Annotated in this window: 12 protein-coding genes; all 12 read right to left on the reverse strand. The window is 67.7% G+C overall.

Going from position 1 to position 15153, the window contains the following annotated elements; translation table 11 throughout:
- Positions 1 to 26: 26 nt before the first annotated feature.
- Entirely contained in the window at positions 27 to 3503 is a 3477-nt protein-coding gene (gene rpoB, locus FNM00_RS08395) for a DNA-directed RNA polymerase subunit beta (RefSeq protein WP_143912994.1), read from the reverse strand.
- A gap of 262 nt (positions 3504 to 3765) precedes the next feature.
- Complete coding sequence (locus FNM00_RS18810; RefSeq protein WP_185973054.1) at positions 3766 to 4749, reverse strand: hypothetical protein; 984 nt, start codon at positions 4747 to 4749, stop codon at positions 3766 to 3768.
- A gap of 246 nt (positions 4750 to 4995) precedes the next feature.
- Positions 4996 to 5529, reverse strand: a complete 534-nt coding sequence (locus FNM00_RS08405) for a carboxymuconolactone decarboxylase family protein (protein ID WP_143912995.1) — start codon at positions 5527 to 5529, stop codon at positions 4996 to 4998.
- Positions 5526 to 6380, reverse strand: a complete 855-nt coding sequence (locus tag FNM00_RS08410; RefSeq protein ID WP_143912996.1) for an SDR family NAD(P)-dependent oxidoreductase — start codon at positions 6378 to 6380, stop codon at positions 5526 to 5528. The genes FNM00_RS08405 and FNM00_RS08410 overlap by 4 nt, the downstream gene beginning before the upstream one ends.
- Positions 6381 to 6616: 236 nt before the next feature.
- Positions 6617 to 7366 carry a hypothetical protein gene (locus FNM00_RS08415; RefSeq protein ID WP_143912997.1) on the reverse strand — a complete coding sequence of 250 codons (750 nt, stop codon included), beginning with the start codon at positions 7364 to 7366 and terminating at the stop codon, positions 6617 to 6619.
- Positions 7363 to 7920, reverse strand: coding sequence for a hypothetical protein (locus FNM00_RS08420; protein ID WP_143912998.1), 558 nt, complete (start codon positions 7918 to 7920; stop codon positions 7363 to 7365). The genes FNM00_RS08415 and FNM00_RS08420 overlap by 4 nt, the downstream gene beginning before the upstream one ends.
- Positions 7917 to 9116: an MCE family protein gene (locus FNM00_RS08425; RefSeq protein ID WP_143912999.1), complete on the reverse strand. Its 1200-nt coding sequence runs from the start codon at positions 9114 to 9116 to the stop codon at positions 7917 to 7919. The genes FNM00_RS08420 and FNM00_RS08425 overlap by 4 nt, the downstream gene beginning before the upstream one ends.
- Complete coding sequence (locus FNM00_RS08430; protein ID WP_185973055.1) at positions 9113 to 10528, reverse strand: MCE family protein; 1416 nt, start codon at positions 10526 to 10528, stop codon at positions 9113 to 9115. Before FNM00_RS08430 ends, FNM00_RS08425 begins: the two co-directional genes overlap by 4 nt.
- Complete coding sequence (locus FNM00_RS08435; protein ID WP_143913001.1) at positions 10525 to 11697, reverse strand: MCE family protein; 1173 nt, start codon at positions 11695 to 11697, stop codon at positions 10525 to 10527. Before FNM00_RS08435 ends, FNM00_RS08430 begins: the two co-directional genes overlap by 4 nt.
- The gene (locus FNM00_RS08440; RefSeq protein WP_143913002.1) at positions 11697 to 12707 is read right to left on the reverse strand and encodes an MCE family protein; all 1011 of its coding nucleotides are present in this window, start codon (positions 12705 to 12707) and stop codon (positions 11697 to 11699) included. Before FNM00_RS08440 ends, FNM00_RS08435 begins: the two co-directional genes overlap by 1 nt.
- Positions 12704 to 13774, reverse strand: coding sequence for an MCE family protein (locus FNM00_RS08445; RefSeq protein WP_143913003.1), 1071 nt, complete (start codon positions 13772 to 13774; stop codon positions 12704 to 12706). Before FNM00_RS08445 ends, FNM00_RS08440 begins: the two co-directional genes overlap by 4 nt.
- Positions 13761 to 15152 carry an MCE family protein gene (locus tag FNM00_RS08450; RefSeq protein WP_143913004.1) on the reverse strand — a complete coding sequence of 464 codons (1392 nt, stop codon included), beginning with the start codon at positions 15150 to 15152 and terminating at the stop codon, positions 13761 to 13763. The genes FNM00_RS08445 and FNM00_RS08450 overlap by 14 nt, the downstream gene beginning before the upstream one ends.
- Between the last annotated feature and the right edge of the window lies 1 nt (position 15153).

The raw sequence follows: 15153 nt of genomic DNA on the forward strand, positions 1-15153 counted from the left end.
GTGCGGAGGAGGGCCCGAGCCGTGGCTCAGACCTCCTCCACGGACGAGGGCTCACGTCGGGAGAGGTCGATGCCGAGCTCTTCAGCGGCTCGGAACACCTCGTCCTCGGAGTCGCGCATCTCCAGCGCGGTGCCGTCGGCCGAGAGGACCTCGACGTTCAGGCACAGCGACTGCATCTCCTTGACGAGCACCTTGAAGGACTCGGGGATGCCCGGCTCGGGGACGTTCTCTCCCTTGACGATGGCCTCGTAGACCTTGACGCGACCGACGATGTCGTCGGACTTGATGGTCAGCAGCTCCTGCAGCGCGTAGGCGGCACCGTAGGCCTCCAAGGCCCAGACCTCCATCTCACCGAAGCGCTGGCCGCCGAACTGGGCCTTACCGCCGAGCGGCTGCTGGGTGATCATCGAGTACGGACCGGTCGAGCGCGCGTGGATCTTGTCATCAACCAGGTGGTGCAGCTTGAGCATGTAGATGTAGCCGACGCTGATCGGATCCGGGAACGGCTCGCCGCTGCGCCCGTCGAGCAGTCGCGCCTTGCCGTCGGGACCGACCATGCGCTCGCCGTCGCGGTTGGGGAGCGTGGAGGCCAGCAGGCCCTGCAGCTCGTCCTCGCGCGCACCGTCGAACACCGGGGTGGCGACATTGCTGTCGGCCGGTGCCTCGGCAGCCTCGATCTTGCGCAGCCGGTCGGCCCACTCGTCCTTAACCTCGGCCGGGATCTCCCAGCCGGTCTTGGCGATCCAGCCCAGGTGCGTCTCGAGCACCTGGCCCACGTTCATACGACCGGGCACACCCAGCGGGTTGAGCACGATGTCGACGGGGGTGCCGTCGGCCATGAAGGGCATGTCCTCGACCGGGAGGATCTTGGCGATGACGCCCTTGTTGCCGTGGCGGCCGGCGAGCTTGTCACCGTGGCTGATCTTGCGCTTCTGCGCCACGTAGACCCGCACGAGCTGGTTGACGCCCGGGCTGAGCTCGTCGCCCTCGGCGGCGTCGAACACCCGCACGCCGATGACGGTGCCGGACTCGCCGTGGGGCACCTTGAGCGAGGTGTCGCGGACCTCGCGCGCCTTCTCACCGAAGATCGCGCGGAGCAAGCGCTCCTCGGGGGTCAACTCGGTCTCACCCTTGGGCGTGACCTTGCCGACGAGGATGTCGCCATTGCCGACCTCGGCGCCGATGCGGATGATGCCGCGCTCGTCGAGGTTGGCGATCATCTCCTCGCTGACATTGGGGATGTCGCGAGTGATCTCCTCGGGGCCGAGCTTGGTGTCGCGCGCGTCGACCTCGTGCTCCTCGATGTGGATCGAGGTGAGCATGTCGTCCTGCACCACACGCTGGCTGAGGATGATGGCGTCCTCGTAGTTGTGGCCCTGCCACGGCATGAACGCCACGAGCAGGTTGGTACCGAGGGCCATCTCGCCCTCGTCGGTGCAGGGGCCGTCGGCCAGCGGGGTGCCGACCTCGACGCGCTGCCCGTCGCGGACCAGGGGGCGCTGGTTGGTGCACGTGCCCTGGTTGGAGCGGCGGAACTTGGCCAGGCGGTACGTGGTGTACGTGCCCTCGTCCTCCATGATCTCGACCGCGTCGGCCGAGACCTCCTTGACGACGCCGGCCTTCTTGGCGACGGTCACGTCACCGGCGTCGACGGCGGCACGGAACTCCATGCCGGTGCCGACGAGCGGGGCGTCGTTGCGGATGAGCGGGACGGCCTGACGCTGCATGTTCGAGCCCATGAGCGCGCGGTTGGCGTCGTCGTGCTCCAGGAACGGGATGAGCGCGGTGGCCACCGAGACCATCTGGCGCGGCGAGACGTCCATGTAGTCGACCTCGTCGGCCGGACGCAGCTCGGCCTCGCCACCGCGGTGACGCACCAGGACCATGTCGTCGGCGAAGCGCGCCTCATCGGTGAGCGGCGAGTTGGCCTGCGCGATGATGTAGCGGTCCTCGTCGGTCGCCGTCAGGTAGTCGACCTGCTCGGTGACCTGGCCCCCCTCGACCTTGCGGTACGGGGTCTCGACGAAGCCGAAGGCGTTGATCCGGCCGAAGGACGCGAGCGAGCCGATCAGGCCGATGTTCGGGCCTTCCGGGGTCTCGATCGGGCACATGCGGCCGTAGTGCGACGGGTGGACGTCACGGACCTCGTAACCGGCGCGCTCACGCGACAGACCACCCGGGCCGAGGGCCGACAGACGACGCTTGTGCGTCAGGCCCGCCAGCGGATTGTTCTGGTCCATGAACTGCGACAGCTGGCTGGTGCCGAAGAACTCCTTCAACGCCGCCGTGATCGGGCGGATGTTGATGAGGGTCTGCGGCGTGATGGCCTCGACGTCCTGGGTGGTCATGCGCTCGCGCACGACGCGCTCCATGCGGGCCAGGCCCGTGCGGAGCTGGTTCTGGATCAGCTCGCCGACCGTGCGCATACGACGGTTGCCGAAGTGGTCGATGTCGTCGGCCTCGACGACGATCTCACCGGCGGGCGCCTCTAGCTCGCTGCGCCCGTCGTGCAGCGCGACCAGGTACTTGATCGTGGCGACGATGTCGTCGATCGTCAGCGTCTGCTGATCGAAGGCCTCGTCGGTGCCGATCTTCTTGTTGATCTTGTGGCGGCCGACCTTGGCGGTGTCGTAGCGCTTGGGGTTGAAGTAGTAGTTCTCTAACAGCGTCTGCGCAGCCTCCTTGCTCGGCGGCTCGCCCGGACGCAGCTTGCGGTAGATGTCGAGCAGGGCCTCGTCCTGGCCGGCGACATTGTCCTTCTCCAGCGTGAGACGGATCGACTCGTAGTCGCCGAACTGCTCGAGGATCTCCGCCTCGCTCATGCCGAGGGCCTTGAGCAGGACCGTGACGCTCTGCTTGCGCTTGCGGTCCAGGCGGACGCCCACGGTGTCGCGCTTGTCGACCTCGAACTCGAGCCACGCACCACGGCTCGGGATGACCTTGGCGGTGAAGATGTCCTTATCGGACGTCTTGTCCGCCGTGCGCTCGAAGTAGACGCCGGGCGAACGGACCAGCTGGCTGACGACGACACGCTCGGTGCCGTTGATGATGAAGGTGCCCTTGTCGGTCATGAGCGGGAACTCGCCCATGAAGACGGTCTGGCTCTTGATCTCACCGGTGTCGTTGTTCATGAACTCGGCGGTCACGAACAGCGGGGCCGCGTAGGTGACGTCGCGATCCTTGCAGTCCTCCACCGAGTACTTCGGGGGCTCGAAGCGGTGATCGCGGAACGACAGGCTCATCGTCTCCGAGAAGTCCTCGATCGGGGAGATCTCCTCGAAGATCTCCTCCAGGCCGGACTTGGTGGAGACGTCGGTCCGGCCGGCGCCGAGATCGGCGTCGACGCGAGCCTTCCAGGCATCGCTGCCGATGAGCCAGTCGAAGCTCTCGGTCTGCAGGGCCAGGAGCTCAGGGACCTCGAGTGGCTCGGAGATTTTGGCGAAGGAGATGCGGCGCGGAGCCGAAGCGTTCTGGGTGGTGCGGGCGGTACGCGAGGCGGCCAAGAGAAGTCCTTCCGAAGACTCGCAGGCGGATGACTCATTCAGTTCGATAGTGTTGTCGCACAGGGTCATGCCGACGAGATCGAGCAGAGGGCATGACAAAGGGCGCGCGAAGATTCAGTCTAACCCATGCGCCACGCCCATGACAAGGGGCATCTTGACAAACGACGAGACTTCCGCCACTATCGAACATTTTCGTCCTTGATCTCGCCTGGGCGGTGCGTTACGCACCTCTCGTCCCGCGGAGCGGTGGGTTACGCACCTCTCAACCGGCGCGAGAGGTGCCTACGTCACCGCTCGCCGCGTGAGGGCGCTCAGCAAACCGACCACGCTGAGCGATCGGCCGAAACAGCGACGCCCAGCGACCTCCGAAACACGGCGGCGGTCCCGTGTAACCGCGGCGGACGATCCTGTCGTACACCTGAGTTACAAAGCGCTGCGGTGACGTCTCCTTGGTAGCGATGACGTACTCCAGGCCCAGATCGCGATAGTCCTGGTTCCTGGCCAGATCGTCGAGGTACTGCCGCCGGTCGCGCTGATGATGGCCGCCGTCGTATTCGGCCACCGTCCGATATCGCCGGTACAACAGATCGGAGGCTGTGATCACGCGCCCCTCATGTACGATCAGTCCGTTGAGCTCCGGCTCGGGCAGGCCCGCGAACGTGAGATAGGCACGGGCCGACGATTCCCGCCGCGAACGCACATTCTCGCGCAAGAATGCCGAGATCCAGGCCGCCTCGCGCGCTCCGGCCCGCCAACGGTCGCGACGGGCCAGCTCGGTCAATTCGAGGACCGACATCGCACCGGTGCGGAGCAACTCGTCACCGACCCCGATCGCCTCGATCACCGTCGCACGGCCGCACCAGTGCAGGTAGGCGCTGGCGAGCGACACCCCCTCGGTATCGAGCGGAGGCAGCCGGTCCGTGCGGTGCACGACGATCCTTTCGAGGTCCAGGTGGAGGTCCCCCTGCACGACGAAACGCACGGGTAGAACCGGGCCGACGTCTATTCCGGCGAGCCGCAGGCGACTGACATCGGTGAGGTGCGCACGCGGGGGGACCGCGAGGCGAGCGGCGGCAATCCAGTCGTCCTCGGACATCTCGTGGGCGCGGTGCACCCAGACACGCGGGAACAAGCGACGATACGAGGCTCCGTTGAGCATGCGCGGAGTGAGTCCCTCGTCGAGCGCCTGCGCGCGAGTGAACGGTCGGTGGCGAAGCGCATCGGGAACGCGTGGCGTGGTGGGCATGGTCCGAGCCCAGCCGACGCGGGCCTCGTCCGCCAGGCCCGCGCACGCATCTGTGGACGAGGATGACGATCCCTCCGCCAGTGGATGATAACCTCCCCACCCCGCGATGGGCGGTGGCTTGCGCACCTCTCAGGCGGGGTGAGAGGTGCGTAAGTCACCGCCCACGCGAGCGAGAGGTGCGCAAGTCACCGCCCAGGCGAGTGAGAGGTGCGCAAGTCACCGTCCAGGCGGGTGAGGGGACGCGGGTCAGGCGAGGTCGCGCTCGACGCGCAGGGTGGTGAGGGCGGTGGCGAGGGCGTTGTAGTGGCCGACGAGCAGCACGATCTCGATCAGCTCCCGATCGCGGAAGTGCGCCGCGAGCTCGGCCCACTGCGCATCATCGAGATCGCCCTGGCCGATGATGCGGTCCACCGCCATCAACAGGGCCCGATGGCGCGGAGGCCACGTCGGCGAGTCCGGCGCGACGAAGGCCCGCTCGGCCAGCTCGGCCGTCACACCGGCCCGCTCCCCGAGACGTAGATGGTGATCCCGCTCGTACTCACACCCCCGCACGTGGGCGACCCGCAAGATCGCCAGTTCGGTCTCATAGCGCGTCAGCCGACCGAAGGGCATGAGCGTCGCCGAGTAGTGCAGCCACCCGCGAAAGGTCCCGCGAGCGCGACCGAGCGTCGTGAAGACCCGCGCCTCCGGCACACCGGCGCCGCGTGCGAGCAGCCGGCACACCAGCCAGTTGACCAGGCCCAGCTCGCGACGACCGCCCGGCGCGACCCGCGGGGTCACGAACCCTGGCCCGGCTGCGGCGTGGTGAGATCCACCCGCTCGTCACGAGCGATGCGCAGCGCCTCGTCGAGCCCGCGCTGCGCGAAACGGTCGACCACCGGCTGCGCGAGCATGCGGATCGGCAGGATGCCCCCGACCCACCAGGGCGCGACGATGACCCGCGAACGACGGGCGATGCCCCGCTCGATCCGGTCGATAGCCGGGGCCAACGGTGACACTCCCGAGAAGGACCCCTCCGCCCCGAGCACCGCAGCGGCCTCGGTGGAGAAGCCGCGCTCCGTCATGTCGGTGGCGAGCTCGGCGAAATAGGCCACGCCCGCCTTGGCCCCGCTCGGCCGCAGCTCACTGCGCAGCGTGTTGCCGAGCGCCTCGACGCCGGACTTGGAGGCCGAATAGGCAGCGAGCAGCGGCAGCTGTACCACCGCGGCCGCCGAGGAGACCACCAGCGCGTAGCCGCCCGGGTGAGCGATATGCGGACCCGCCGCCCGCATCGTGTAATACGAGCCAAGGAGATTCACGGCAACCGTCTGCTCCATCACGCGCGGATCGCCGCCGAGGATCGGCAGCTGCCCCGCGATTCCGGCATTGGCGACCACGATGTCGAGTCCGCCGAGCTCCTCGACCACCTCGCTGACGGCACGATCGACCTGCTCCCGCTGCGCCACATCGCACTCCCGCCAGACTCCCCCGGTCGCCTCCGCGACGCCGGCGAGCAACTCCGGCTCCAGCCCGATCAGACCGACCCGCGCTCCACGCTCCGCGAGACGTTCGGCCAGCGCCGCGCCGATCCCCCGCGCGGCTCCGGTGATGAGGACACGCCGCCCCCGCAGCAGTTCACGATGGTCACGCATGGTCGGTCCTCTCGACTCACCGGCAGAAGCGAACTCGACGGTAACATGCGATTTCGCCCCACCGACCCGGAAACCGCACGAGACCTACCTCGCCCGCCGACCCGACGTGGTCCCGCCGAGTGGTGCAATCCTGCCCGCGAGTGGTGCATATCTGCCCCGATCCGGGCTCGGCGAGGGCGAATCTGCGCCACTCGCGGTCCACTGTGCACCACCCGATGGACGGCGGATGGGAACGGTCAGAGGGCCTGGATCTCGTCGACGAGCCAGGTGCCGCGCTCCTTGACCATCGTCATCGTCACCCGGTTGCCGAGGACCGTCGGCGCCTCGTCCTCCTGTCCGGCGATCAACCTCACCTGGTCGACGAAGACGAGCACCTGGACCGAATCGGTCGAGCAGTCATCGCCGCACGGCACCGCACCGGCGTCCTGCACCTGCGCCTGCACCTCGAACTCGCGCTGCGGAGCGATATCGCGCAAGGACGGGGCGACCTTGTCGAACTCCTCGGCGAAGCTCTCCGTCATCAGCGCCTTGGAGTTCTCCTCGTGAGCGTCGAGATCATCATGGGAGAAGGTGAAGACCGTCTCAGCGGCCTCGCCCGCGGCCCGCGATGCCTGTCGCTGAGCCGCCTCGAGGGCTCCTTCGCCACCACCGCGCAAGCTCCAGGCACCCCAGCCAGCCAGACCCAGCCCGAGGGCGAGGATCACGACGGCGACGGTGGCCCGCCACGGCAGGGAACCAGCCGGATGCCGCAGCCTCGGACGCCGCGTGCGCCTGGAGCTCTGCCCGGCAACGTCACCACCTCGATCGCGGGCGGGTGCCGGGGACGTGGCCTCCGAGGGTGTCGACTCCTCGTCGCGGGGACGTCGCACGGGACGCGCCACCGGACGCGGCGTGGCACGCGGGGACGACGGCGGCGCGGAGGCGCGCTCGGCCGCCGACCGCTCCCCCGCGATACGACGCCGCTGTGGCTTGCGTGGCTCGCTCACTGGGACTCGCCTCCGTCCTGGACACCGTCGGGAGTCGCCTCGGCCTCGACGGAGGCGACGCTCTCGAAGCCGTCGACCTTCCAGTCACCGTCCTCGCGCACCAGGGAGAGCTTCCAGCGAAAGTGCCGCTGTACGCCGGCATCCTCGACATCGGTGTTGCTGATCGTGGCATCGACCGCGACCAGCGTCTGAGCGGAGTCGTCGTCGATCACCGGGATGCCCACCGCGAGGACGTCGGCATCGCCGCTGGTCTGCTCCTTCTCTGCCAGTGCCTGGAAGATCGCGTCGATCACCTCGAAGGCCTGCTCGCGATACTCATCGGTCAACAAGCCCTCCAGACGACTCTTGTAGTCATCCGGATCGGCCACATCGTAGGTGTTGTACGCCACGGCGAAGTCCTGACTGACCGACACCGCACTCGCGGTGCCGGACGCCTCGCTCGCACCGGCCAGACGGCCGCCGAAGCCGATGAGCACGGCACCGATCAGCGCCAGCACGACACCGACGAGCGTCGCCCACCAGGTCCAACCTCCGCGCGTCGTCTCAGCGCTCATCGGGCCGCCACGTCCAGCAGCATCCATCCCCAGTCCTCTCGTTCCCGCGACTCCGGCACGGCCGTGCGCGGCGTGAACTCCGACTTCGACGTCTGACGCGCGATGTCATTGTCCGGGAGCGTGCAGTCGATCGAGGTGTCGAACTCACGACGCTCGACATCGGCCGGATCGCGACGTTCACGATAGCCGGAGCCCGGCCCGTCCTCGTAGTAACTGCAGGTGTGGGGTGTCGGGGTGAGCACGAGGCCGAAGTGCGCGTCATACTCCCCCTCCTCGTCGCTGGGCGTCACGACCGAGAAGGAGCCCTGCAACAGGTAGGGATACAGCACCAGGATCGACTGCAGGCCGATCTTGTTCTCCAGCAGCGGTTTCCCGGCGACAGAGAGGTTGTCCAGGATGGCGGTGAGGTCCTCGGAGTTCTCGTTCACGACCTGGTCGAGGGTCTGCGCGGTCGGTGCGCCTTCGTCGATCACCGCCCTCAGATCCGGGTCCGAAGCACGCAAGGTGTCCGAGAACAGCGCGAGATCGCGGGAGAAGGAGGCCAGTTCTCCACGCTTGTCGACCTGGGTCTGCAAGACGGTGCCGGACTCACGGATCAGCCGACGCGTCACGTCGATATTGGCGTGCGCCTCGCCGATGAACGAGGTCGAGGCGTCCAGGATCGTCTCCAGGTCGCGCCCCGTCCCCTCGAAGGCCTGCCCCAGCTCGGACACGACCGTCTCCAGATTGCCGGTGTCGATGGACGAGACCAGCGCATTGGTGTTCAGCAGCAGGGTCGTGGTGTCGATGGGCACCTCGGTGCGGTCCCGCCCGATGACATCGCCGGCCTTCAGGAAGGGCTCGTCGCGCTGACGCGGCCGCAGGTCGACGTACTGCTCGCCGATCGCGGACTTGTTGGCGACCACGGCCTCGGTGTCCTGGGGAATCCTCGGCGCGTCGTTCTCGATGGCGAGCACGGCGTCGACGCCGTCATCGGTGAAGTCCACCGCGTCGACCCGCCCGATCTTGATGCCACGGTAGGTGACCTCGGCCCCCTCGAAGATGCCACCCGAGGCCGTCAGCTCGGCACGCACGTCGTAGGTGCGCTCGAAGAAGAGTCGGTCCAGCTGCGCGTACTTGCCGCCGACGATCGTGCCGCCGATGAGCGTGACGATCGCGAAGATCATGAGCTGGACCTTGGTCAGCCGGGTGATCATGGTGCCGTCACCGCCTCGGTGAAGAGCCGGTCCAGGTCGTGGCCGGCGCTCGTGTCGTCCGCGGCTGGAACGGTCCGGCAGGAGCCGAACCAGCACAGCGGATTGAGCCACCGGCGCACGCCGGACGGTTTGTCGTCGTCATCGTCCTCCGAGGGCGATGCCGTGGGCCGCGGAGAGGGCTTGGAGTCACGGGGCTCGTCCTCCTCTCGCGGAGTGTCGCCGGGGACGGCAGGTGTCTCGTCGTCGGCCGACGGAGGCAGGAGTCCCTCGACGAGGCCCAGCAGATCGCCCGAGGGCGCCTCGTCCCCGGTCAGCGGGGTCTCCGGGGCGAGATCGGCAAGACCCGGGATCGACTCGGCGCCGAAGCCGTCGAACAGCTGCTGCACCTGCGCGGCGCTGATCTCGAGCTTCATCGACAGATTGCCGTAGTCGCCTGCGCAGACCCCGGTGTTGGCTGCCCGGTCGACATTGCTGCACCGTCCGGCGGCGCGCTCCACTGTGCCGCCCATGTAGCCGTCGCTGAAGGGGAAGGTGAGCAGGAGGCCGGCCGACTGCGCGATGCTGTCGCCCGCCTCCACGAGATTGGCCAGCACCGGCTCGAGGTGCTGCAGTGTCGCGACCGTGTCGGCCTTGGACTCCCGGACGACACCCGTGGCGGTGTCGCCGAGACGGTCCAGTGATTCCAGGAGTCCCACCAGATCGGAGCGCTGCTGGTCGAGCACCTCGAGCGCCTCGGGGAGGTCGTCGAGCGCGCCGGTGATGGCGGCTCGCTGCGCGTTGGTCTCCTGCGCGAGCCGGTCGACCTTCTCCAGCGCGGCGAGGATCTGGTCGGAGTTGTCGTCGAGCTGGCCGAGGAGATCGGAGGTGACCGAGATGAGGTCGCGGACCTCGGCATCCTTGTCGCCGAGAGCGAGGTTGAGCTCCTTGACGATGGTGTTGGTCTTCTCCAGCGCACCGCCGTTGAACAGCATCGATGCCGCCGACAGGACCTCCTCGATCTCCGGATTGCGTCCCGAGCGGTCGAGTGCGATGACATCTCCATCGGAGAGCTCGCCGGTTCCCCCGCCCTCGGGCGCCGCCAGCGACACGAACTTCTCGCCCAGCAGGTTGGTCTGCCGGATGGTGGCCTCGGCATCGTCGGGCAACGTGACATCGCCGTTGATGCGCAACGTCACCCGCGCCGTCCACCCGTCGAGCTGGATATCGGTCACACGCCCCACCGCGACATCGTCGACGCGCACCGCGCTGTGCGGCACCAAGTCGAGGACATCGCGGAACTCGACCTCGACATCGTAGGATTCGTCGCCGACATCCGCTCCTCCCGGCAGCGGGAGGTCGTAGGGGGTGAAGCTGCAGCCGGCGAGCACGGCTGCCGAGGCGACGGCGGCGACGCCCTGTATCGCGCGGTTCACTGGGGCACCTCCATCATCTCGGCGAGCGACGAGGCCGACTTCTCGGCCTGCATCGGCGCGCTGCCCGGGGCCGTGCGGGGCGACAAGCCGCCGAGGATCGGATCGAGGAGGTCGCTCAAGGTGCCGCAGAGGGCGTCATCGGTCGACTCGTCGAGCAGATTGCACAGGAGCCCGGCGGGATCCTTGATACCGCCGAGGAGCAGCTCCTCCAGCCCGGCCCGGTTGTCCAGGGTGCCGTAGTTGCCGTTGTAGGTCAGCGCGATATTGGACAGCGCCGTCGGTGCCGCGACGAGCAGCTCCTCGAACTCCCCCTGCCGGGTGCGCAGCACCTGCGAGAGCGATTCGATCTTGTCGACATTGCTGCGCAGCACGTCGCGGTTCTCGGTGACCAGCGTGTTGACATCCGTCAGCGCCGTGCTGAGCGCCGACAGGGTCGCGGCGAGGTCGTCGCGCTCGCCTTCGAGGACCTCCGAGACCTGGGCGGTGCTGTCGTTGAACGCGCGGACCGTCTCGTCATTGCGGTTGAGGACCTCGACGAACTCCTGCACCTCGCGCACGCTGCCGAAGAGATCCTCGGAGTTGGAGTCGAGCGTGGTGGCGAGCTTGCTGAAGTTCTGGATGGTCTCGTTCACCTGCGCGCCCTGGCCGTCGAGCTGGCCGGCGAGATTGTCCACCAGCCGGCTGAGGGAGCCGTCGTCATTGGCACCGTCGGGTCCGAGTGCCACCGAGAGATCGCTGATCGAGGCGTAGACCTCGTCCAGCTCGACCGGGACCGCGGTGCGGTCGTTGCCGATCGTGGCACCGTCCTCGAGGGTCGGCCCCTCGGTGTAGGCGGGGGCGAACTGCACGTACCGGTCGCCGACGATCGCCGGGGAGACGATCGCGGCCTTGACGTCACGTGGCAGGTCGTACTGGTCGTCGTAGCTGATGGTGGCCACGACGGCGTCGCCGCGCGGGGTCAGCTTCTCGACCTTGCCGATGGCGACTCCGAGGACCTTGACATCCGAACCTTCGTAGACCGCGGTGGTCTCGCTGAACTCGACGGTCACGGTCTTGCTCGTGTCACGCGCGGTCCAGGCGACCACTGCGCTGACCACGAGTGCCAGGAAGACGACCACCACCACGAGCTTGGACGTGTTGGCCAGCCGCATCGCGAGTGCTTGCCGCATCACTGCTCACCTCCGGATCCGAGACCACCCAGGGCATCGCGCAGCGCATCGGCGACACCCAGGTTCGGGGGCACATTGCCCAGGTAGACGTCGAACCACGGACCGGTGCCCAGCGCATTGGCGTACACCCGGTAGAAGCCCGGCAGCAGGCGCAAGGCCTCGTCCAGGCTGGCCTCGTGCTGATGCAGCATGTCGGTGACGGCGTCGAGTTGCGTGAGCGCGGGCTTCAGGTCGTCACGTGTCTCGTCGACCAGGGTGCTCAGCTCCGTGGAGAGCTCGGTGGCGGCGACGAGCAGCGCATGGATCGAGTCACGGCGCGCGGCGACCGCCGAGAAGAGCGTGTCGGCGTCCTCGAAGAGCTTCACCAGCTCCTCGTCGCGCGAGTTCAGCACCCCGGTGACCTTCTTGATGTTCTGCAGCAGCGTGTTGATCTGCTCGTCGCGGGCGGCGAGATTGCGCGACAGGTCCGAGACTCCGGTGAGCGCGGCCTGGAACTCCTCGGGCACCTGCCCGGAGACATCGCCGAGCGTCGTCAGCGCCTCGGAGATCTGATCGACGTCGAGCTCCTGTGTGGTGGTGCTCAGCTGGGAGAAGGCCTCGACGACATCGTAGGGCGGGACGGTGCGGTCGACGGGGATCGTGGCGCCCTTCTCCAGGTCGCCCTCTCCATCGGGCACGAGGGCCAGGTACTGGGCGCCGAGCAGGGTGCGGATCCGGATCTCGGCACGCGCCTGATCGCCCAGGTCTGTGCCCTCATCGAGGGTGAACTCGACCTTGACCTTGTCGCCGTCGAGCTCGATATCGCCCACCTTGCCGACCGAGACGCCCGCGACGCGGACCTCGGCTCCGGAATCGAGCGACCCGATCTCGGCGAATTCGGCGGTGTACGTGTCGCCGCCGCCGATGATCGGCAGCCGGTCGGCACGGAATGCGGCCAGCAGGATCGCCGCGATCACGGCGAAGCTGAAGACGCCGATCACGGTGTGGTTGCGTTCACGGAAGGGCTTCACGACGCGCACCTCGCTCCCCCGACGTTCAGGCCTTCGTCGCCGCCGAGCTTCAGCGGGGTCTCCTCCAGGCCGAGTATCGGGATCGCCGGGATGACGATCTGCCCCTTCAACTCGCAGAGGTAGAAGTTGAAGTAACTGCCGCTCGACGCCGCGTTGCCGAGGGTCTCGGCCTTGTGGGGCATGATCTGGATCGATGTCGACAAGGCCGTGAGGTTCTCATCAGTGCTCAGATTGGCCGTCAGCGCGTTCAGCTGCCGGACATCCTCGGCGAGCGCCGGGCGGCCCTGCTGGAGCAGATCGGCGGTCTCGGTCGAGAGCGCCGAGACCGAGTCGATCGAGTTCAAGATCGCATCGCGGTCCTCGGCCAGGCCGCTGACGAACTGCTGCAGCGTGTCGATCGTGCGGGTGAGCTCCGCATCGCGGCTGCCGATCATGTCCAGCGTCTCGCTGAGGTTGACGATGACATCGCCGATGAGTTCGTCGCGGTCCGCGAGCGTGGAGGTCAGCGATGCCGTCCGTGCGAGCAGGGTCTCGACATTGCCGCTCTCGCCCTGGAAGGTCTGCACGATCTCGAAGGCCAGCTGGTTGGTGTCATCGGGCGACAGCGCCTGGAAGACCGGCTTGAAGCCGTTGAGCAGCACATTGAGATCGAGTGCTTCCTGGGTCTGGTCGACGCCGATCGTCTCCCCCGCCTTCAATCGTTCCGAGGCGCCCTCGGCGCCCTGCGTCAGGGCGATGTAACGCTGACCGACGAGGTTACGGAACTTGATGGTGACATGGGTGTTCTGCGTGAGCGGAACCTCGCGATCGACCGCGAAGGTGACCTCCGCCTGGTCGCGGTCGACGATGTCGATGTCGCGCACCGAACCCACCCGGACGCCGGCGATGCGGACCTCGTCGCCCTTGGCGACTCCGGTGACGTCCTCGAAGACCGCCGTGTACTCGGTGCGCTGGTCGAAGAAGGTCGCGCCGAGGGTGAGGGCGAGCACCCACGTGGTCGCCGCGGTGAACGCGAGGAAGATCGACAGCTTGATCGCCGCCGACGCCGATGCCTTATCGAGCTTCACTGATCTTCACCTCCGATCCCCGTAGGAGAGGGCTCACCAGCAGCGGCGCGAGGTCGGACAGCTCCTCGGCCTGCTGTCCCGTCTGCGCGGCGACGAGGGACTTGACCGCCGTGCGCTGCGCCGCCGTGTCGGACAGCACGCTGGGCTGCACCGCGGCGTCCAGCGAGGCGGCACCGGGTGCCACCCGCTCGAAGTCCTCGGGGGTGCCGAACTTGCCGTTGTGGTCGCTGTTGACGCCGATGAGCTTGTAGACATCGGCGGGCACGCTGAACGGATTCTCCTGCGGGTACGGGTTCTCGCCGTTGACCGCCTGTTCCAGGCTGAGACAGGTGGGCTGTGCGGCATCGGCGGTATCGAGGGTCTGCTGGGAGACCTCGGCGCGCTCGCTCTCCTCGTACCCCGTGGGCTGACCGGCGAGCGGCAGAAGCTCCAGGTTGATGTGGACGGTCTGGTCACGAAGCACCGAGTCCAACCGCGGCCGCAGCTCGGCCATGGCGTCGAGGAAGCAGGGGAAGGTGCCGGAATAGCGGTCGAGGACCTCGACGACCGGGGCTGTCTGCCGCGGCACGGTGACGAGGTTCTCGGCGTTCACGTCGACGAACTCGGTCAGGGTGTCGGCCAGCGCCGTGCCCTCGTTGAAGAAGGCGAGCAGCTGCGACTGCTTGGCCACGACGGTGTCACCGGTGAAGACCGCGTTCTCCAGGAGCCGGCCGATATCGGGCATCGCATCGGCGTAGCCGTCCGCGACCGTGCCGAGGGCGGTCAGGTCGTCGATCAGCTGCGGCACCTCCGGGTTGATCTCACGGAGGTAGTCGCGTGCTGTCACCAGCGTCTCGCCGAGTTGCTCACCGCGACCTTCGAGGGCCTGCGAGACCGCCGAGAGGGTGTAGGCGACGTCCTGCGGATCGACGGCGGTGAGCAGCGGATAGAGGTCGTTGAGCAGCTCCTCGATCTCGACCGGCACCTCGGCGCGGGCGATGACATCGCCGGCTTGCAGGGTGTCGCCGGTCGCCTTGGCGGGCGGGACCAGCGATACCTGCTTCTCACCGAACAGCGTCTTGGGCACGATCTGGCCCGTGACTCCGGCGGGGATGCGATCGATGTAGTCGGGGTCCATCGCGAGCTTCATCGTGACCTGCCGACCGTCGGTCTGCACATCGCGGACCTCTCCGACGCGCATGCCGCGCAGCTTGACGTCGGCATTGCTCGGCAGGCTCGCGCCGGCGGTGCTGGCATACATCGTGACCGGCACCGAGGACACGAACTGCTTGGTGAAGAACGCGTAGGTGACCCACACGAAGAAGAGGACCAGCGCCAGGAAGAGGATCCCGAGGATGCGGATCGAGGCGGTGCGCTCCAGGACAGGTGTACGTGCCATG

This window comes from Aeromicrobium piscarium, assembly GCF_007421815.1.
Lineage (GTDB): Bacteria > Actinomycetota > Actinomycetes > Propionibacteriales > Nocardioidaceae > Aeromicrobium > Aeromicrobium piscarium.